The 21,012-nt window shown below is 59.8% G+C and carries 16 protein-coding genes; 10 read left to right on the top strand and 6 right to left on the bottom strand.

What is annotated here, in order from left to right:
• The first annotated feature begins 38 nt into the window (after nt 1-38).
• From ACIO0C_RS19765 to ACIO0C_RS19720, 10 genes are all read left to right on the top strand, one after another.
• Nucleotides 39-1,319: an acetyl-CoA carboxylase biotin carboxylase subunit family protein gene (locus tag ACIO0C_RS19765; RefSeq protein ID WP_401314741.1), complete on the top strand. Its 1,281-nt coding sequence runs from the start codon at nt 39-41 to the stop codon at nt 1,317-1,319.
• A gap of 48 nt (nt 1,320-1,367) precedes the next feature.
• Nucleotides 1,368-1,862: a RidA family protein gene (locus ACIO0C_RS19760; protein ID WP_401314740.1), complete on the top strand. Its 495-nt coding sequence runs from the start codon at nt 1,368-1,370 to the stop codon at nt 1,860-1,862.
• 84 nt (nt 1,863-1,946) lie between these two features.
• A complete protein-coding gene (locus ACIO0C_RS19755; protein ID WP_401314739.1) occupies nt 1,947-2,432 on the top strand; it encodes a cupin domain-containing protein in 486 nt (161 codons plus the stop codon).
• Between the two features lie 211 nt (nt 2,433-2,643).
• Nucleotides 2,644-3,300, top strand: coding sequence for a glutathione transferase (gene yfcF, locus ACIO0C_RS19750; protein ID WP_401314738.1), 657 nt, complete (start codon nt 2,644-2,646; stop codon nt 3,298-3,300).
• Between the two features lie 33 nt (nt 3,301-3,333).
• Nucleotides 3,334-4,686 (top strand): KamA family radical SAM protein, encoded by a 1,353-nt coding sequence (locus ACIO0C_RS19745; protein WP_401314737.1) that lies wholly within the window; start codon nt 3,334-3,336, stop codon nt 4,684-4,686.
• A 31-nt stretch (nt 4,687-4,717) separates the two neighbouring features.
• A complete protein-coding gene (locus ACIO0C_RS19740; RefSeq protein ID WP_401314736.1) occupies nt 4,718-5,590 on the top strand; it encodes a branched-chain amino acid aminotransferase in 873 nt (290 codons plus the stop codon).
• 21 nt (nt 5,591-5,611) lie between these two features.
• Entirely contained in the window at nt 5,612-6,370 is a 759-nt protein-coding gene (locus ACIO0C_RS19735) for a TauD/TfdA family dioxygenase (protein ID WP_401314735.1), read from the top strand.
• A 66-nt stretch (nt 6,371-6,436) separates the two neighbouring features.
• Nucleotides 6,437-7,396, top strand: coding sequence for a diiron oxygenase (locus ACIO0C_RS19730; RefSeq protein WP_401314734.1), 960 nt, complete (start codon nt 6,437-6,439; stop codon nt 7,394-7,396).
• A 14-nt stretch (nt 7,397-7,410) separates the two neighbouring features.
• The gene (locus ACIO0C_RS19725; RefSeq protein ID WP_401314733.1) at nt 7,411-8,211 is read left to right on the top strand and encodes an N-acyl homoserine lactonase family protein; all 801 of its coding nucleotides are present in this window, start codon (nt 7,411-7,413) and stop codon (nt 8,209-8,211) included.
• A gap of 159 nt (nt 8,212-8,370) precedes the next feature.
• Nucleotides 8,371-14,322 (top strand): DUF4329 domain-containing protein, encoded by a 5,952-nt coding sequence (locus ACIO0C_RS19720; protein ID WP_401314732.1) that lies wholly within the window; start codon nt 8,371-8,373, stop codon nt 14,320-14,322.
• Nucleotides 14,323-14,393: 71 nt separating this feature from the next.
• Here ACIO0C_RS19720 and ACIO0C_RS19715 read toward each other — a convergent pair whose 3' ends face one another.
• From ACIO0C_RS19715 to ACIO0C_RS19690, 6 genes are all read right to left on the bottom strand, one after another.
• Nucleotides 14,394-15,830, bottom strand: coding sequence for a PLP-dependent aminotransferase family protein (locus ACIO0C_RS19715; RefSeq protein ID WP_401314731.1), 1,437 nt, complete (start codon nt 15,828-15,830; stop codon nt 14,394-14,396).
• A gap of 223 nt (nt 15,831-16,053) precedes the next feature.
• Nucleotides 16,054-16,758, bottom strand: a complete 705-nt coding sequence (locus ACIO0C_RS19710; RefSeq protein ID WP_401314730.1) for a hypothetical protein — start codon at nt 16,756-16,758, stop codon at nt 16,054-16,056.
• Nucleotides 16,759-16,997: 239 nt separating this feature from the next.
• Nucleotides 16,998-17,825, bottom strand: a complete 828-nt coding sequence (locus ACIO0C_RS19705) for an ABC transporter permease (protein ID WP_401314729.1) — start codon at nt 17,823-17,825, stop codon at nt 16,998-17,000.
• 7 nt (nt 17,826-17,832) lie between these two features.
• Entirely contained in the window at nt 17,833-18,705 is an 873-nt protein-coding gene (locus ACIO0C_RS19700; RefSeq protein ID WP_401314728.1) for an ABC transporter permease, read from the bottom strand.
• 10 nt (nt 18,706-18,715) lie between these two features.
• The gene (locus ACIO0C_RS19695; protein WP_401314727.1) at nt 18,716-19,828 is read right to left on the bottom strand and encodes an ABC transporter substrate-binding protein; all 1,113 of its coding nucleotides are present in this window, start codon (nt 19,826-19,828) and stop codon (nt 18,716-18,718) included.
• Between the two features lie 90 nt (nt 19,829-19,918).
• Entirely contained in the window at nt 19,919-21,010 is a 1,092-nt protein-coding gene (locus tag ACIO0C_RS19690; protein ID WP_401314726.1) for an ABC transporter ATP-binding protein, read from the bottom strand.
• Nucleotides 21,011-21,012 lie beyond the last annotated feature (2 nt).

Genomic DNA, 21,012 nt, shown 5'->3' with positions numbered 1-21,012 from the left:
TCGCTGTTTCGGTTTTCACTTTGCAAGTCGGGGGCATTATGAATACGACTTCATGCGTAGTAGTGGTGGGGTACAACGGCAGTCGGGTTCACGATATCCAGAAGCTGCGCGATCTGTGCAAGTCGCTGTACGATGCCAGGCTGATCCTGCTGGTCGAGCAGGTCCAGCCCCATGACGACCAGGTGGCGGATCACGTCTGCAGCACTTCGCTGGCCGAGCAGGACGTGGCGACCTCCCTCGAGCTGGTGGTGGGGTGCCTGAATGCCGATCGCTGGAAGCTGATCGGCGTGCTGCCGTTTTCTGACCGTGGCGTGTTGCTCGGTGCGGCGCTGGCCAGTCATTTCGGCTTGCCCGGTATTGCTCCCGCCGAGGCCCGGGCCGGGTTGGACAAACAGATTTTCCGCCAGCTCGAAGCGACGGCCACCGTGGCGCCCGAAGATTACCGGCCGGTGGTTTCCTGCCGTATCGACAGCCTGCCGCAGCTGCGTCAGCGCGCGATCGAGCTGGGCGGCAAGGCGTTTATCAAGCCCGCCTGCGAAGGTGCCAGTCGGGGCTGCCGCGTCATCCGTCACCCGTCCGAATGCGACGACGCATGGCAAGCGCTCAAACCCTATCGCGAAGGTGGCATCGTGCTCGAGGAGCTGATCCAGAACGCCCGGGAATACAGCTGGGACTCTGTCGCCGGAAGCACCTGGATCACCGAAAAAACCACCACCGACGGTGCCTACCGCGCCGAGATCCAGCAAGTGGTGCCCGCACCGTTGGCGCCTGAGGTGCAGGCTCGACTGATGGCTGCCGGCCGACACATGGCGGGGTTGGTTTCCCAGGACAACGGTGCCTGGCACAACGAAGTGTTCTACAGGGCCAATCATCGCACTTCGGCCGTGGAGACCAACATGCGCCCCGGTGGCATGCACATCTGGGACCTGGCGCGCCAGGCGTTCGTCGATTTCGACCCGTGGGAGCGCTGGGTCCGCTGGGCCGTGGAAGGCCAGGTCGAGAGCCAGGAGCCGGTGCCTCGGGGCTACTGCGGCATACGCCTGCTGCGGGCGACCACCGGCGGCATCCTGCGAGATGTGCCGGACATCCAGGCCCTGGCCCGCTCGCTGGACATCGAACTGCTCGAGTCGGTGGTGAGCAAGCGCATCGGCGAATCGGTCAGCGCACTGGTGAAAGACAACTTCTCGTTTATCGGCCACATCGTGTTGTTCAACGAAGACTACGCGCAGCTCAGCAATGACCTGCTGCGCCTGGCCGAGGCCGTTGAATCAAGCATCGGGATCACCAGCCTGGCGCCATCGGCAAGGGTGTCGTGTTGAGTGTCAGGGATCGATGTTTTTTGCAGTATTGATCAAGAGGTTCGGCAAATGATTGAGCACATGACCTGTGATGAACGCTTCATCGCGCTGGCGAAGGAATTCGACTACGACATCTACGGTGAAAACAGCGCGGGCGGGCATTACGCGCCGCTGATCCGCCACCACGATGAGTTGTATATCAGCGGCATGGTGCCGCGGGTGAACGGCAAGATCCAATACCCCGGGCGGGTCGGCCTGGACCTCGACATGGCAGACGCACAAGCGGCCGCCAGCCTCTGCGCGATGCGCGGGTTGGCGTTGATCGTCGATGCCATCGGTTCGCTGGACAAGATCAAGTCGCTCATAAGGATCACGGTGTATGTGAAATCCACGGCGGACTTTGTCGACCTCAGCGAAGTGGCCAACGGCGCCTCGGATGTCTTCAGTCACGTACTGGGCGATGCCGGTAAACATACGCGCTCTACTGTCGGTGTTTATCAATTGCCGAAAAACGCGGCAGTGGAAGTGGACATGATCGTGGCATTGCGACCTTCTGCGTTATAAGTGTGGGTTGTTCGGCTTTACAGCGCTTAATTGTTCGCCTAAGGTCGAGTGACTCAACTCTGCAGAATAAGTTGGATCCCGAACATGAATAACGTTCAAGGTGCATTCTTTTCCTATAAGGACTTTCGCCAAAGTCTGGTTCGCCAACCGATTAAACCACGGGTTTGGAAGGACGTTGAACTTACGGGTATACGTCAGAGCCTTGAGGCCAGCGATGTCGATATTGTCGCGCTGGCCCACGACAACAGCCTCGATGGCTGCTCGTTGACGCCCGGAATGGCCGTGTCCATGCAATGGCTGATACCGGGCGCCCAGCTCCATGGCCATGAGCATGCGTGGTGGCACCTGTTCATCATCCAGTGCGGTAATGGCACCTTGACCCTGGGCGATGCCGAGGCCGTGTGCGTAGGCCGCGGGGACGTGCTGCTGGTGCCGGCCTGGACCCGCCACGGCTTCGTCAACACCAGCGCCACCGAGCCGCTGGCCATGCTCAATATCAGCAACATGCCCCAGGCGCTGCTGCTCGCCAATTGTACCGACAACGTGGGCCTGATCCCCCGCCAGCTGTAAATTCCCCTCCGTTTCACAGCAGGGAGTCCGCGTTCGCGGACTCCCTTTTTTCGTTTCTACCGTGCCCTCGACGGCCCCTTGGCGCTTTGCATTTTCGAATTTTCTGTATCGATGCAAACGGATAATTTCTGTATCTGTTCAGCACCTGATCAACTTACTACGATCGACTCGAATGCAACGGATTAATGTACTTAGTGCAAGGGGGTGTTCCATGGAAAACAATAGGATAAAACTCTATGTTGGCGCGGATTTTGTCAGCGCTTTTGCGATGTCAGCGTTTGTGGCACTCAAGGAGAAGCAACTTTCATTTGAATTTGTCGCGCTGGATTTAAAGGCAAGAGAGAACTATCAGGCGAAATATCGTGATATTTCGCTGACCTGCAAGATTCCCACCTTAGTTCACGCAGGTTTTTCACTGTCGGAGTCTTCCGCCATCGCTGAATACCTGGAGGAACTCGCTCCAGGGCATGCAAGACTTTTCCCCAAGGACCTCCAGCAGCGCGCCCGGGCCCGTCAACTCCAGGCCTGGTTGCGCAGCGATTTGCTGGTGATCCGCAAAGAGCGCCCATTTGACCTGGTGTACTTCGGCAAGAAAGACGTACCGCTGTCCGACGATGCCAAGGCCGCGGTCGAGCGCCTGTTCTTCGTCGCCGAGCGCTTGCTGGAGGAGGGCGCCGAGCACCTCTTCGGTGACTGGAGCATTGCCGACACTGATCTGGCGATCATGCTCAACCGGCTGGTCGCCAATGGCGATCAAGTTCCGGTGCGACTCGCGGCGTATGTCCGGCGCCAGTGGGATCGCGACAGCGTTCGGGCATGGATGGACATAGAGCGCAAAGCGCCGGCCATCGCACCGGCTGTTGTTTAAGGCGACTGTCAGGGCAATCACAGGAGCGCTGCCATGCAAGGACTGTCGGAGCACGAACGCTACAAACCCTATAACGCTCGCACCATTGGCGACACACCGTATTGGCACAGACTCACGCCTGAGCTGCAGGAAGCCATGACGGTCGTGGCCCGGGTCATGCCGTTTCGCACCAACGAATACGTACTGGGGACGCTGATCGACTGGAACAACATCCCGGACGATCCGATTTTCCGCATGACCTTTCCCCACAAGGACATGTTGCTGGCCGATGAATATGCCTCGCTCAAACAACTGATCGAACAGGACGACGCCGCCGCGATCAAGCGGCGGATCGAGGCGATCTGGCTACGCATGAACCCCCATCCGGCCGGGCAGCTGACGCACAACGGCGCGACCCTCGACGGAAAAATCCTGCCAGGCATCCAGCACAAGTATCGCGAGACCGTGCTGTTCTTTCCGGGCGCGGGCCAGACCTGTCATGCGTATTGCACCTTCTGTTTCCGCTGGGCGCAGTTCATCGGTGAGGAGGAACTCAAGTTCAACGCACGGGAATCCCAGGAACTGCTGAGCTACTTGCGCGTGCACACGGAAGTGACCGACGTACTGATCACCGGTGGCGATCCACTGATCATGAACACCCGTTCGCTGGCCGGGTACATCGAGCCGCTGCTGGAGTTGGCGCATCTCAAGAGCATCCGCATCGGCACCAAGTCGGTGGCGTACTGGCCGCAGCGGTTTGTCAGTGACAAGGATGCAGACGAGTTGCTCGCGCTATTCCGGCGGATCGTCGCAGCGGGTAAAAACCTGTCGGTCATGGGCCACTACAACCACCCAGTGGAGATTCGCCAGGACATCGCACGGCAGGCCGTCGAACGCATTCGCGCAACTGGCGCGACCCTGCGCATGCAGGCGCCGGTGATCCGCCACATCAACGAAAACCCCGCCGATTGGGCGGACCTCTGGACCGAAGGCGTACGGCTCGGGGCGGTGCCCTACTACATGTTCGTCGAGCGCGACACCGGCCCCAGCCACTACTTCGCGATGCCGCTGGCCCGGGCGTTCGAGATCTTCCAGGCAGCGTATCGCACGGTGTCAGGACTGGCGCGAACGGTGCGCGGGCCGTCGATGAGCACCTTCTACGGCAAGGTCTTGATCAACGGCATCGAGACCGTCGCCGGGGAAAAAGTCTTCGTGCTGCAGTTCCTCCAGGCCCGGGACCCGCAATGGGTATTGCGTACCTTTTATGCGCGCTTCGATCCGCAGGCGACCTGGTTCGACGAGCTGCGCCCGGCCTTCGGCGAACGCGTTTTTTTCTTTCAGACCGAGCCTGAGCGTTTGTTGGCGCCCGTGCCGGAGTTGATACCGGTCCTGCTGCAAACGGCCTAGGACGACACTTGATTACTGGGGAGACAAGGACATGAGCGGTATCCCGTTTGATCAGCGCGAAGGATTGATCTGGCTCGATGGCGAGTTCGTCGAGTGGTCCCAGGCGCGCCTGCACGTGCTGACCCACGGCTTGCATTACGCGAGCACCGTGTACGAGGGCGAGCGCGTGTACAACGGCAAGATCTTCAAGCTGCGCGAACACACGGAGCGGTTGTATCGCTCGGCGCAGCTGATGGATTTCGCCATTCCGTTCGAACTCGATGAGCTGGAAGCGGCCAGTCATCAATTGCTGCAACGTAACCATGTGGTCGACGGCTATTTACGTCCGGTGGCCTGGCGCGGCAGCGAGATGATTTCCACGTCGGCGCGCTTCAATCGCGTCCATGTGGCGATCGCCTGCTGGCAATGGCCGAGTTATTTCGACCCGGCGGCGCGCATGGCCGGCATCCGCCTGAAGACCGCCACCTGGCGTCGGCCGCCGCCCAGCAGCAGCCCGTTCGAAGCCAAGGCGTCCGGGCATTACCAGATCGCCACGCTGAGCAAGCACGACGCCGAAAACCACGGCTACCACGATGCCTTGATGCTCGACTGGCGCGGCCATGTCGCCGAAGCCACCAGTGCCAACGTGTTTTTCGCCAAGGGGCGGACCTTGCATACGCCGGTGCCTGATTGCTTCCTCGATGGCATTACCCGCCAGACCGTCATCGAGTTGGCCCGGGCGCTGGATTACCAGGTCATCGAACGCACGATCCGGCCCACGGAACTGGGCGCCTTCGACGAGTGTTTTCTTACCGGCACCGCCGCCGAAATCACCCCGGTACAGAGCATCGACGAACAGCGGTACCGACCGGGCCGCGCCTGCAGTGAATTGATTGCCGCTTACACCTCAACCGTAAACGCCTGATAAACCGCCAGGAAACTCACCATGTCAGACCAAGGGATTGTTGCGTCCAAACCTTATGTTTCGCTGGGCCATCGCCATGAAGAGTTGTCGAGTCGTGGCTGGACTGTGCTGACCCCGGGGGAATTTGCCCACGATGTTGCAGGAACACTGCATGAGTTCGGCCCGATCATTCCGCAGTTCAATGGCCAGACGGCGTTCGCCATCACCCGCAAACCGGGCTACGAGGACTTGCCCTACTCCCAGAGCATGAACGGCATCGGGCCGCACACCGAAGCGCCGGTGTACGGCCCGCCACCGCGTTACCTGGCGCTGCATTGCCATAAACAGGCGACGTGCGGTGGCGGTCACACGGGACTGGTGGACGGCTACGCGTTCTTGAAGTCGCTTGAGCAATCCGAGCCGGAACTACGCGAGTGGCTCGACGATACGCCGGTGGAGTTCGTCGCCACGGCCAAGCCCGGCGATCCGGCGCAAACCCGGGTCAGGGAATACATCCTGACACCGACCGAGGAGGGCGATATTTTCCGCTTCAGCTACAACCAGTTTCACTACGGCGATGTGAATCCGTCGAAGGAAGCCTTGCAGCAATCACAGGTCAACAACAACGACTCGCCGCTGGCCAGGTTTGCCGTGCTCGGCGAAGCGTACTTCGTCGAACACAACATCCCGGTGCTGATTCCCGACGGATGCATGCTGATTTGGGATAACTGGCGAATGATTCATGCCCGCAGCCGATACACTGACCCGGCGCGCAACCTGACCCGCTACTGGCTGGCCTGATTTTTCCGTCGCCCTTCTTTTTCGGCGTACCTCCCCCCGGGGTACGCGTTCTATAGGTATCGCGTCATGCAAACAGCAATCGAGATTGCCCAGGTCGATCATCAACTGATCGTACGGCTCAATCAGGCCTGGACCAAACGCGCCGCGGTGTGTTCGCCGGACAAGGCCCAGATCAACGAAGTGTTCGACCCGGCACGCCCGGATTACCCGGAGTGCATGGTGCCGTTTTTCCATCACCCGAAATTCCAGGCCTTGAGTGATGAGCTCAAAAGCAAGGTGGTGACCTGGGGCTGGATCGGCTACAACCTGCGCACCGTCACTGCCGAGGAACATGTGGTGAACCCGGCGCTGAGCGTCCTCGCCAATCAGTACCTGGGCAAGGACGACTGGCATTTTCGCGAGGCGATGCAGCAGACCCTGATCGACGAGCACTACCACACGCTCATGCACCTGCGGGCCATCGAGCGGACCAAACTGGATCGCGCCCTGGACCACGATCTGCAGTTGCCGCCATCGGTGACGTACCTGCGCCTCAAGGCCCTGCGCGAGGAACTGCCCGAGCCATGGCAGCGGGACCTGGCGGCAATCACTTTCGCGGTGGTGGCCGAGATCAGCGTCAATGCCTATCTAGACTTGCTGGCGGACGACCAGACCATCCAGCCGCAAAACCGTCGCGTGGCCGAACTGCACAACCGCGACGAATACGCCCACAGCAAGGTGCTGGCCGAAGTGGCCAAGGTGATGTACGCCAACATGCAGCCAATACAGCGGGAGTTTTTTGCTCGCAACCTGTCGGTGGCGTTGAGTGCCTTCATCGCCCAGGACTACTCGATGTGGGAGGCGATCCTCACGCAGCTCGGGGTCGAGGATGCCCAGTCGATCATTGCCGACACTCGCGAGAGCAACCGGAACGCGACGATCATGCGCGACTACAGTGGCCTGCATAAGCTGGCGCAGGACCTGGGCATCAGCGAGCAGATCGACTTCGATTTTCGTCCGACCCTCAAAGCCACCGCAGCCGCCTGAACCCGGAGGTGTCCATGTCCGTTCCCATGTACGAAGTGTTTGCCATCCGTGTCGGCGCCAACGCGCAGCGCACCGCCCGGGAGAACTTCCTCTACGACGCCTGCTGCGGCGACCCGAATGCGCCGATGCCCCTGGACTATTACTTCTGGGTCATTCGCAACGAGCACCAGGTGATCGTGGTCGACACCTGTTTTCAACCGGCCACGGCGGACCGGCGCAACCGGCAGATGTATCGCTTGCCGGAAGACTCCCTGCGGCAACTGGACATCGATCCGGCGCAGGTCGAGCACTTGATCCTCACGCACTTGCACTGGGACCACGCCGGCAACCTGGGGCTGTTTCCCAAGGCCACGGTGCATTTGCAGGAAGCGGAATTGCGCTTTTGCACCGGGCCGAAGATGACCCATCGCACGGTGAACAAGACCTATGAGGTCGAGGATGTGATGTCGGCGCTGCCGCCGCTGTTCGAAGGAAGGATGCGTTTGCACAACGGCACTGTCGAGGTGCTGCCCGGCATCACACTGCACGCGGTGGGCGGTCACACACCGGGTAGCCAGGTGGTGCGGGTGAACACCGAACGGGGTTCGATCGTGCTGGCTTCGGACGCGGCGCACTTGTGGATGAACATCCGCGAACGCAGCCCGTTTCCGATCATCGATGACCTGGCGCAGTCGCTCGAAGCGTTCAGTGAAATCGATCGCCTGGCCGATAGTGAAGACCACGTCATCCCCGGTCATGACCCCTTGATAGCCGAACGTTTCCCGCACTGGAATGACGATCCGCACATCATTTGCCTGCACCAACCGCCACGCTAACTTTTGTAGGCGCTGGCGCAGGGGGCACAAATAATTTTCAGCGAATACATATATACCGCTGCCGTGAATGACGATTGATGATCATGGAATGTGTGTTTCTCAGGTACTGCCACTGAGGCACTGACATCAGGATTTTCTACATTCACGGATGATTACGTAATGGAAAACTCGTTAGCTCGCGTCAAACGTACAGCCAATGTCACCGTCAAACTGCCAGCACTCAGCCCGCCTTTTATCAGTGCGGACGATGCGGCGCGGTTTGCTCATGAGGCCATTGGTAATAAAAGGGATCGGGAGTACGGCGGCGCCATTCTTCAGCATAAAGACGGTCGGTTCTTTGCGACCCTGCCTATCGCAGGCGATACCGTATTATTTGATCATCAAACGATGATGTCGACGGATGCGCAAGGCAACTTCGTCCACCCTGCCGGTTTCAAGTGCTATGCCTTTTATCATTCACATCCAGCTCACACTGCCCAGGTAAAAGAGGCTAATCCGACGTTCTCCGACGACTTTGTTGCCGTGGTCGTGAGCTTCTATTCGGAAGCCGACAAGTACTTCATCATCCATCACAGGGCTTTTGCCCCGGCTCACTATTTATCGGGGGCTGAGAACTGCCTGCTTAAATACATGAGCAGCGGATCCGCTGCGGAGGATCAGGTAGCAAAAATCATCAGGGAGGGACGTGCGCCTGATGCATTCGCGAGTTTTGAAGGGCCGATTCACGAGTTGGCGCAGGCGGGAACCCTGAGCGTTGTTGTGCCCAACACAGTATGGGGCGGACGCAGAGGCCAGATTCACCCGCAATGGACCTTGAACACGCCTGTGGCGACCTCCAGGACGCCCACGGAACAACCCTTCTGCACACAGGTGTTCGATCAGTCGTCCAAGGCTGTCGATGCCGTACTGGGCTTTGGCGGTGCCCACGCCGACGAAGGCTGCGTGGGATTCATCCTCAAGGCGGTAGGCAAGGATGAATATGTCGCCACCCAACCGCTGAGCGCCCTTACACCGCTGTTTTCGCCGATCGAACTATTCCCCCAGCGCGCCAATGGCGGGCCGAAACTGCCGTCCAACTTCCGGCTAGACGGCATCTACTTTCGGTCTCGACCGGTTGAAGCGCAACGGCCTGCAAGGCAAGCCTGGCTGTATGACAACTTCTTTTCCCCACAAGAGCTCGCGGCGGCGATCGCTCAGTCGCGCAATGACACCTACCTGCTGGATGCCCAGCGCGGATTGACCCTGCATATGCGGGCCAAGGGTAACGCACTGTTGAGTTACCAATGCTCTGGGTCCGCTGCCGAAACAGCACTGTCGACGGCACAAGGCACGACCTTGCACAACGAGCTGAAGGCCGGAACCTTGAGCACTTTCGACTTTGTGCTCAAGGTGGCTGCTGCCGGCAGGTTGACCGTCGTGGAAACCGGCGACGTGTGGGACAAGCTCGGTAGCGTGGCGCAAAACTGGCGGCCTTTTGAGCGGATTCACCAAGCGCTGAGCCCGGCCTTTCTATCGGCCGACGATGCTGCTCGTCATGTCCACGAACAGCTGGGTGATGTGCGTGCCCATAACTATCTGGGTTATGTGCTTGAGCGTTCGGACGGCAAGTTTTTTGCCACGCAGCCGGTGCGATCGGAACAGTGGCTTGATGGTTGGGGGCTCCCCTATGCAGGGGGGGTATCCAGCAAATTGATTGAGCTTCCCGGTTATCGATACAAGGGCCAATACCTTGCCAGCACCCAGAACCAGGCGCGGATTAAAGAGCTGAATCCTTCCTGGTCGCAAGATGAGATCAACTTGTATGTCAGCCTGCCTTCCTTTGGCGCCATAGTCGGCATCATTTCACAGACAGCTGTACCCGCTCTCTATCATTCAGGTGCTGGCGGCTCACTGATCAAATATGTCTGCAGTCGCTCCCAGGAAGAACTCAACTTCAAGAACCTGTTAGCTGCCGCGTTGGAGGGTGACCATACCATCGGTAAACAACTCGACGGGTATGATGGGTCGACAGAGCAACTGGTTAAAAAACTGGTGAGGACCGGTGAGCTCAGCGTCATCGTTTCGAATCCGGCCTGGAAATACTCGCGCGGAAAAGTGCCCACGGCGTGGGTTGCCTATGAACCTTTTGACTCCGCGTCACCTGTCGCGCCCGCGCTCAGTTGGGTCTTTCAGAATGCGGAAACGGCCGCGCAATTTGCCCATGAACAGATGTTGGCAAAACCCACGCTCAGACAAGTCGCTTTTATCCTCAAGAGCTCCCAGGGCGAAGAATACGTGGTCACCGCTGCGGCCGTCATCGATGCCGCCAACAGTGCGTTGCCGTTGTTTTCGCCACTGCATGCCTTCGCGGTTGATGATGCCGGGAAGGTCAGATTCCCCGAAGGCTATGCCCTTCAGAATATTTGCTATCTGTCGTTGCCCGACGCCAGTTCGTCCCCCAAAGAAAAGTGGGTCTACGAATGTTTTGTTTCTCCCACGGATTTCGCATTGGCAGTCGGTACCTCCCGAGTCGGGAAACCGAGTGGGTTTGCACTCTACATTAGCACCCGCGATCGCGCGCAATTGAAGTACGTATTCTCCCAATCCGCACAGGAGAACCAGTTGTATGCGGTTAATCCGCATGGAATCGTCACGGACAACGGTGATCAAGCCGAGTTGATCTCAGGAACGCTGACGCCTTCGGCGTTTGTAATGCGGGTGGCGGCAGCGGGCGAGATGTCGGTGATTCAGCCGGGCAGGCTATGGGATGTAACGGGGCCTGTGGATCAAAACTGGCAGCCTTTCGCGCTGCATCCGAAACCCGTCCTGAGCCCGTCATTTCTCACCGCGGACGATGCGGCTCGTTATGCGCACGAACGTATCGGCAATCAGCGCGACTACGAGTTCAGTGGTTATATCCTGCAGCGTCAGGATCAGCGGTTTGTTGTGACCGAGCCGCTCGACAACTTCAAGTTCGGTCGATTCACACCAGGCGCCATCTACCCTGCGGATGCTAGCGGGAAAGCGATACTGCCTGAGGGGCATGTTCTTCATGGGGTGTATGCCTCGTGCCTGGCTTTCTCGAAATATGACCCGGAAAAAATGCGGCGCTATTCATGGACTCGGCAGCAGGCGTGCATCGACGCGCAGATGTTCTCCGACGTGGATATCCACACCATTGTGCAGAACCGCTCCAGTGTTTCATTGGCCTATCTGTCCACAGCTGAAGATTCCCTGATCGCCTATGACTGCAGTGGTTCTCCTGCTGAAAGTGCGCTGCTCAAGCAAGTTGCGCCCGGACCGCAGGGCAGTCTGCTTGCGCAGGATCTGGCGAGCGGTGCGCTGCAGCCTGAAGGTGTCGTCAAACAGCTGGCCGAGGCGGGTGGCTTGCGGGTCGTCATTGCGAGTGACTTATGGGGGGCGCCGGGATTGGTCTCCGAACACTGGAAAGCCTTCCCCTCGGCCAAGGATCGTGAGGTGCCAGAGCAGGTGGCTTTTGGAGCGATATTCGCCAGCAGGGATGCTGCCGCCAAGGATGCACATGAGCGGGTGCGGCGCTACGGTCCGGACCAGACCTGTTTTGGATTTATCCTCAAGCACAAGGATAAAGAGGAATACATCGTCAGCGAAACGGTGGCTGCCACCCAAAAGCAGCAACTCTTTTCTCTGGCAAGCTTGTTCCGCACCCATGAAACGGGTGGCTTCGAATATCCGCAGGATTTCGAGCTGAACGGTCTTTTCTATGCGCGGCAGTGGATGCCCAAGGGGCTGGGCTCGACCGAGGCCTGGTTGGCGCAGCACTTCATTTCTTCGAGCGACCTGTATAAAGCCTACTTTGAAGCTCGACGCAGGAAGCCCAAGGACGCGATGGCGGGATTGCAGGTTTACATCTCGACCCTGGACCAGGCGCTGTTGAAATATCAAACCCCGGACTCGACGACCCTGTTCGATTCCCGGGTCCAGTCCACGGGAATAGCCGAGGATGTTCATACGCAGTTGGCCAGTGGCCAGTTGCTGCCAAAGGATTTTGTCACCAAGGTGGCCACCCTGAGCTGGCTGACCGTTGTGGTACCCAACGAGTTCTGGGGCGAGCAGGGTTCCGCCAGGTTGACGGTGGATTGGGAGCCTTATCCACAGAACATCCGGCGAGCCTTGAGCCCGGCTTTTATCTGCGAAGCCGACGCCGCCCGCTACGCCTATCGACTACTGGGCAATCGCCGCGACAAAATTTACGGGGGGCTGATTCTCAGGCGTATCGACGGCCTGTTCGTTGCAACCGAACCGATGGCGGTGCCGTCAGAGAACTTCGATCCCGACTGCATTTTACCGCATGAGCATTTCAGCAAGCGCCTGCGGGCCCCGGGATGTGCAATCGTAGGCCGCTATCGCTCGCGTGCATTTAAAGAGTACCCCTTCCACTTAACGGGGTTGGAAAAGGAGACTTATCGTAACCTGCTGTCTACCGAGGTGGTGTCCACGGCGCTCGCTTCGACCCACCTCTGGAACCATGAGTTTCTGTTCGGTCCGGATGGTTCACTGATCAGTTTCACTTTGCTGAATCAGGACCAGGATCTGTTGCCAGCGTCGCTCAGGAACGAGTTGACAGCCCGCGTCGCATTGCTGGAAACCGAACTCGCGCCGTCCAGCGATTCCCCCCATGATCCCTGGAGTAACTTGATCGAACGGCGCATTCGCAATGGGGTTCTCACTCCCACGCAGTTCGTCACACAGTTGGTCAAGGCTGGAGCGGTGCATGTACTGGAGAGTTCCAACCTCTGGGGCCCTGTCCAGAAACTGCATGCTGGCTGGCAGCCGCTGACGTCTGGATACTCCAGCCCCGAGACTGTTCGCTTTGCCTTGGTTGATCGGACGTTGAGCCCGACGTTTGAACACATGGATGATGCCGTGCATTACGCCCATGAGCGTGCGGGCAGGCGTGAACAAATGTCCTATGGCTTGATTCTGAAGTCGTCGCGACACGGCCATTTCGTGACAAGTTTGCCGGTCGTGGCAGATGAGCTGAAGTTTGCGTTCGACCGGGTATTTCCCAATGGAGTGCTGCCCACCGGGTATACGGTGCAGGGGCTCTACGTGTGCGCGCCGGCGCGACAACCTGATGAACTGCCGAGTAACGATGTGTACTACAGTTTTGTTCCGCCGTCGGTACTCGTGACAGCCTTGGGGGCCGTCAGTATTCCGGGGCAGGCACTCAGGTTCCAGCCGCTGTACCTGTCTTGCGCCGATGGCGCCTTGCTCAAATATGAGGCCGTGCGGCTGGACAGCGATCTGCAGTTTGGCAGCGCATTGAGGGCCTACGTGAAAACCCTGCAAGAGGATGGGGACCCCGCGCAATACATCCGCAAAGTCATAGCGGCCGGTTATCTCACTGTGCTGGTCAGCAGCCCGATATGGGCCTCCACGGGGCGTGCGACGTTCACCTGGCAGCCCCGGCAAATATCATCGTACGTATCCGATAGTGAACGATTGCCACTGGGGCCCCTGTGCTTGCACCCGGACGATGCTGCGCGCCAGGTGTGGCGCCAGAGAAGGGTTTATCACGGCAAAGCCTGTCTGGGGGCGATTCTGAGGAACGAAGCCACTCACACTTTTGTGGCCGTTCAGCCGTTGAACGATACCGGCTCCAGCGTGATGCTCGGTGAGGCTTATCGGAGTCTCTTTTCCGGGGGCATGAATAGCAAGTATCCCACCGGATACGAGGTCATGGGGGTGCAGCAGATCTACAAGCTGGACGACACCCCACATGACTTCAGCAGTCATTATGAAAAAGCGCTTTACCGCAATTTCATAGCGCACGGTGAGATTCGCGCAGTCATCGACAAGTTGAGAGTGGATAACGTCCCTGATGCCCGCTACTACCTGACCCCTCGAAACGGCGCCTTGCTTGCGTATGCACCCGGTTATTCGACGAACGAAAGCGAAGTCTTGCTCAATGATTGGCAAGACGTGGAAAACGGCGTCACCCGATCCAAACTCCAGGAAGTGCTCGGGACTCTGGCGAAACGGGGCAAGTTCTACGTTCTGGAGCCTGATAAATTCTGGCAACCGCGTGGCCAACTCGCCACGAAAGAGATTCGCGAATTAAGCAGGACAGGAGACTCGAATCCTTCCTGAAGGGTACAAGCCACTGACAAATGGCCAATGAGCCCCTCCATTGATTGAAATGGAGGGGCTTGCAGCAGGCGCTACGCTTCAGGGCCTGACCATGACTGGGCGAGTAGCTGGCCCAGAGTTGCCAGTGCCTGCTCGATCTGCGGCGAAAATGGCGTGCCACAGCCTATTCTCAGGCAATGGGCAAAGCCTGCGGTGTTGGAAAAGATATCCCCAGGCAAAATCTGAATACCTCTCTTCAACGCCTCGTGGAACAAACCCATCGACGAGTATCCGGGTGGCAGTTCCACCCATAACAGCGTGCCGCCCCGAGGCTCAGTGACGCGAGTGCCCGGGGGGAAATGGTGCAGGAGCGCGCTGCTGATCTGCTGGCGCTGCTGCATGAGAGTCTTCCTCAGCCGCCGCAGGTAACGTTCGTAGGACGGGGTCTTCATGAACGCACTGACCGCCAACTGCGACAGCGTCTCGCACCCCCTCGATTGACTGTGCTTGAGCATCTCCACGCGGTCATGCCACCTGCCGGCACTGATCCAGCCCAGGCGCACGCCCGGGGCGAGGGTTTTGTTCAGGGAGGCGCAGTAAATCAGGTTATCGCTGCGGTCCCAGTGCTTGAGCGTGGACAGCGGTTGCTCGGTGTCCACCAGGTCGCCATAGGTGTCGTCTTCGATCAGCACCGTGTCGTGCTCGGCGCACAGATGCACCAGTCGTGCCTTGTGCGCGTCGGGCATGATACTGCCCAGCGGATTTTGCAGATTGGGCATGACAATCAAGGCGTGGATTCGCTCGGGGCCGCGCAGCATCTGCTCCAGGGCAAACAGATTGATCCCACAGTGCGCCGTCGCCGGCACCTCCCGCACGCGCAGGTTCAGGCTTTCGAGAATCTGCAGCAGGCCGTGGAAAGTCGGTGACTCGACGGCGACGGTATCGCCCGGTTGGGTGACGGCACGCAGGGCCAGGTTCAATGCCTCTGATGCGCCGTTGGTGATCACGATCTGCTCTGCGCTCAGGTGGGTTTTGCAGGTCAAGGCCCGGCGGGCAAGGATGTTGCGCAGTGCCAGGTTGCCGCAGGTTGGCCCGGTCCTCCCCAGCAACTGCGGGTCCTGGCGCAACGCCTTGGCCATGTGGTCCTGGAGGATTTTCAGCGGGTAGAGTTGCGGCGCACAGTAGGGGCTGGCGAAATTGACCTTGATGGTCGCGCGCTGGCTGGCCTTGAGCACCGACGACACCTGTTGGTGAATGCCGACATACGCACCGGCATCCGGCACCGCCAGGGGCACAGGGCGGGGCAGGGTGTCGGGCTGGCGGATGTAGTTGCCCGAGCGCGGACGCGCCTCGAGCACACCCTGGCCCTCCAGTTCCCGACAAACCTGCACGGCGGTCGACAGGCTGACGGCGTGCTTCTCCATCATCAGGCGGATGGAGGGGAAGCGCTCGCCGGTTTTCAAGGTGCCGCTGCGGATCGCGTCGAGGTAGTGGTTGGCTAACTGACGGTACAGGGGAAGTGTGTTCATGCAGGCCTCAGCAATTGCACCACTGAGGTCCTGGGCTGGACAGTGAGTTGACGCTCCCCGCAGGCGGACCCATGGTGCTCGAGGGTTAAGGGAAGTGTTGATATTGTTTTGATACTGGAACAGTAGTCGCGGACTTGCCTGAATCGCAGGCAATAAAAAGCCCCGCACGAGGGCGGGGCTTGGGGGATGCTTGAACTAGCGAAGCATTTGCGGCGAGGGGGTGTTACTGCGCGGCGATAGTGAAGCCATCGAAGGCGGTCTGTTGTTGCAGCGCGGTGATGATGTTCTTGCGGTTGATCGCCTGTTCGGTTCCGCTGTTGTCCAGGAACGTTTCGCTTTGCAGTTGCGCTTCCTCACCTTCGCCAACGAAAGTGAAACCGAGGAATTCCAGGGCTTCACGGTCGACGTTCAGGCGCGAGCGCGGGGTGCGCAACGGCAAGGTGACGCTGATGCCGTCCTTGCTGATGGTGAACACTTCGAGTTCTTTTTTCGCCTTGGCGGCTTTGCTCTTGCCGCCGCTCGGATTGTTGATGGCCTGGTGGGTCTGGTTCAGCACCTTCAGGGCCAGGCCGTAGACGATTTCCTGGAACGCCGGATCGTCCTTGAAGCTGGACAGGATGCGGCTGATCGGGAATTTGCTGCTCAGGTCTTCCAGGGCGGCGATGTCGGCGGCCTCGGCGTCCTTGAGTTGCTTGAGCTCACCCATCAGTTCGTAGGCTTTGTCGTCGTCGAAGCTGTCGTGGGCCTGGCGGATCGCGGCGCGCAGCTCGCGGATCTGCTCGCTTTCGCGGGTGGACTGGAAAGCGTCCAGGACCATTTCGCTGATGGTCTTGGCCTGTGGCACATGCTGTGAAAGATTGATGGAGTTTTCGTATTCCGCTTTGGACGACAAGGTGACTACGGATTCAGCGGTGTTGGAATCGGACATTGAAATTTCACTACTTCTTTGAACTTGAATAGAGGCGAGAAAGCCCGGGGGCTTTTTCAGGCCGACTAATCTATTGGACCGGGACGCGGTTGTCACGGCCCAACGGGCCAACGGACAAAATCCACGAACGCATTACCTTGTAGGAGCCCGGCTTGCCGGCGAAGGCGTCCGACAGACCGGCGCAATGGTCAAGGACGCCTTCGCCGGCAAGCCGGGCTCCTACAGGTTGCGTGGCGTGTTTATGGATGCAACAGCTTCTGCGCGCGTTTATCCGCCAGATGCTGAACCACCAGCCGCCCGATCAGCACCAGCAAGGTCAGGCTGATCAACAACACCGAAATCGCCGCGACACTCGGATCAACGTTATCGCGCAACCCGCTCCAGATCCGCTTGGGCAGGGTGTCGACGTTGACGCTGGTGATGAACAGCGTCACCGCCACCTCTTCCCACGACAGGGCGAAACCCAGCAGGGCGGTGGAGGCCAGGCCCAGTTTGAGATTCGGCAGGATCACCATGAAGGTGGTCTGCATCAGGTTGGCGCCGAGGTTGCGTGAGGCCAGTTCGATGCGTCGATCGATCTGGCTGAGGGCTACCAGCATGGTCACCACGCCGTATGGCACCACCATGATCACGTGGGCGATCACCACGCCGGTCAGGGTGTCGTAGCCCATGCCGGGTGCGAAGCGACCGAGCTTGGTTTCCATGAAGTACAGCACCAGCGCGGAAATCACCGGCGGAATCGCCATCGGCAGCAGCACCAGGCCGATCAACGCCGTGGCCCATTTGGAGCGCATGTACCAGATGCCGAGGCTGAAGCTGGCGGCCAGCAAGGTCGCGATGATGCTCGTGGCGAAGGCGATGGTCAGGCTTTGGCTGATGGCATGGAACCAGTCAGGGTTGCTCACCAGCGCTTCGTAATGCCGCAGCGACCAATTGCCCTGGGGCATCGACAGGAAGCGCTTGCTGGTGAACGACACCGGGATGACCGTCAGCAACGGGAACAGCATGAAGGCCATGGCGATTACGGCCAGCAGGCGGGTACTCAGGCTTGTACGATGGGTATTCATAGTGATCTCAGCCTACCAGTCGGTTCACGCGGGTCATTTTCAGCAGCACCCAGATCAATGCGCTGACCAAAGCCAGCAGCACCACGCTCAGTGCCGCCCCCAGGCCCCAGTTGCTGGTCTGGAACATTTGCAGGAACACGTATTCGGCGATCATCACCGTTTGCCCGCCACCCAACAGCACCGGCGTGATGAAGAAGCCCAGGCAGAACACGAAGACCATGATGAACGCGCCCAGGATGCCCGGCAGGGTCTGTGGCAGCAGCACTTGCCAGAAGGTACGCAAGGCACCGGCACCCAGCCCGCGCGAGGCCATGAGCACGCGCTGATCGAGCTGGCGCATGGTCGACAGCAGCGGGAACACGGCGTACGGGATCATCACGTGGAGCATGCCGATGACCACGCCGATTTCATTGCGGCTCAGTTGCAGCGGTTGATCGATCAGGCCCATGCCCAACAGGCTGTCGTTGAGCACGCCATTGCTGCGCAGGGCGATCAGCCAGCCGAAGGCGCGCACCAGCACGGAAATCCAGAACGGGATGAAGATGCAGATCTCCACCACCCGCTGCCAGAACGGCGGGCTGAACACCCAGCAGTACGCCAGCAGGTAACCGATCATCAAGGCCAGGCCACTGACCGTCAGGCACAGGCGCAAGGTGCGCCAGAGCATCTCGTGGATCGCCGGGTCCGTGGCTATACGCTGGTACTGCTCGATGCCTGGAGTGGGCAGCGAGAAGCTCCAGCCGACCACGCCGAGAAATGGCAGCACGTAGAAGACCAGCAGCAATACCGGCAGCGGAAACAGCAGCAAGCCGCGCTCCAGGCCCGGCGAGCTGAAGCGCGGCTTGGGGGTGGTGAGGGTTGAAACCAGGGTCGTCGTCATGGTCGATGGCTCACTTGGACAACCGCGTCAGGTACTCTTCCAGGGCTTTGGAGTAGTTGTCGGCGTACCACTGGGCATTGAGGGCGATCTGTTTTTTCAGGTTGGCTTCGGAGCTGCAGTTAGCTGCCAGCTGCTCGGGCGACATCAATTTCTCGGTGGCGCTGTTTGACGGACCGTTGCCCAGCGCTTCGAATAGTTTCAGCTGGCCTTCAGGCTGCAAGGCTTGCTGGATGAACTGCATGGTCGGTTGCGTGCCGCCCGGGTTGCCGTTGAGCACCGCCCAGCTGCTGGAGTTGATGAAACCGTTGTCGAAGCTCCAGCGCACGCGGTTGTCGGTGTCTTCGCTGAGCAGTTTGGCGCGGGTGTGCCAGATCGCCCCCACCGACACTTCGCCGTCGACCATCAACTGCTGGCTCTCGGCGCCCGAGCTCCAGAACGACAGCACGTGAGGCTTGATCTCGTCGATCTTCTTCATCGCCCGCGGCACGTCCAGCGGGTAGAGCTGATCGGCTGGAACGCCGTCGGCGAGCAGGGCCGCTTCGAGCATCCCGTTCATCCACTTGTACAAGGTGCGCTTGCCGGGGAATTTCTTCACGTCCCAGAAATCGGCCCAGGTCTTGGGTCCGTTATCACCGAATTTTTCGCTGTCCCAGGCCATCACGTAGCTGAACTGATAGCTGGCGATGCCGAAGTCGGAGCTGAGCGCCGGGGCCACCTGATCGCGCTTGATGGTGGTGTAGTCCAGCGGCTGCAGGATCTTTTCGCGGCCCAGCACGATGGCGCTGTAGCTCTCGACGTCGACTACGTCCCAGCTCGGTTGGCCGCTGGCCAGTTGCGAGCGGATCGCGCCCTCGGTCGGGCCGGCGCCGTCGATGCGCACCTGGATGCCGGTGTTCCTGGTGAAGGTGTCGGTCCACGCCGAACGGAACGCGTTCAGGGCATCACCGCCCCAGTTGACCACCACCAGGGGCTTGTCCGCCGACCAGCTGATGCCACTGCGCAACGCCAGTGGGACCGCCGCCAGCAGGCCCATGGCCTGGATGAAGGTGCGACGGTTGATCTGACCGCCACGGGCCTTTTCGATTAGCACTTCGATGCAGTCTTGTTGGTGATCCTGGCGCATGGGCAAGTCCTCAGTCGGCGGGTGCCTGCGTGGGCACCGGCCTTTTTGTTGTCATTGGAAGAGAGCTTTGTGACGCAATTTCTTGGGGAATCAGGCCTGGAGCAGGAAGCTTTGCTGCACCGGCCAGCTCAGCCATACCGGCGCGCCGCTGGGCATCAGCGCGCCAGGGTGATTGCCCGGCACGGACAGGTTGATCGGCAATGTGTCGCCTCCGACCTTCAGCGCCAGGTGAGTGCTGGAGCCTTGGTAGACCTTGTCGGTGAGCTGCGCGGGCATCACGTTGTAGCCCTCGGTGGTCGGGCATTCGCTGTGCAGCTCCATGTGCTCGGGGCGCACGGCCAGGACGATCGGGGCATTGCCCAATGCGTTCGGTGCGACGGCGTGCAGCACGCTGGAGCCGCAGCGGCCGCTGGCGGTCTGGCCGTTGCGGGTCAGCTTGTCCAGCGGGAACAGGTTCATCTTGCCCAGGAACTCGGCGACGAAGCGGCTCTCGGGGCGGTTGTAGATGTTTTCCGGGGTGTCGACCTGGGTCAGCTTGCCGTGGTTGAAAATCGCGATGCGCGAGGACAGCGCCAGGGCTTCGTTCTGGTCATGGGTGACGAAGACAAAACTGGTGCCGACCTGACGGTGGATGCGCTGCAATTCGGTTTGCAGCTGTTCGCGCAGGTTCTTGTCCAGGGCGGACAGCGGTTCGTCGAGCAGCAGCAGTTCCGGTTCGAACACCAGCGCCCGGGCAATCGCTACGCGCTGCTGCTGGCCGCCGGACAACTCGGCGGGCTTCTTGTGCATGTGCGCGCCGAGGCCGACCACTTCAAGGATGTGCTTGACCCGGCGATTGCGTTCTTCGGCCGCGACTTTGCGGATGCGCAGCGGGTAGGCGACGTTATCGGCCACGCTCATGTGCGGGAACAGCGCATAGCCCTGGAACACCATGCCGTAGTTCCGCTTCTCGGCGGAGCGCCGGATGATATCGACGCCTTGCTCCATCAACTTGCCCGAGGTCGGGCTGAGGAAACCGGCCAGGATCATCAGCAAGGTGGTCTTGCCCGAGCCGGAAGGACCCAGCAGGGTCAGGAATTCGCCTTGGCGAACATCCAGGTCGACGTTATCCAGCGCCGCGAAACGGCCGTAATACTGGCTGATACCTTGAGCGCTGAGCTGAATCGCTGAACGGCTGGACACAA

Origin of the sequence: Pseudomonas sp. NPDC087336, assembly GCF_044744285.1 — a bacterium.
In the GTDB taxonomy this organism is placed as follows: Bacteria; Pseudomonadota; Gammaproteobacteria; order Pseudomonadales; family Pseudomonadaceae; genus Aquipseudomonas.
The sequence above is the reverse complement of the archived record's forward strand: the minus strand, read 5'-3'. Positions and strand labels throughout refer to the sequence as shown.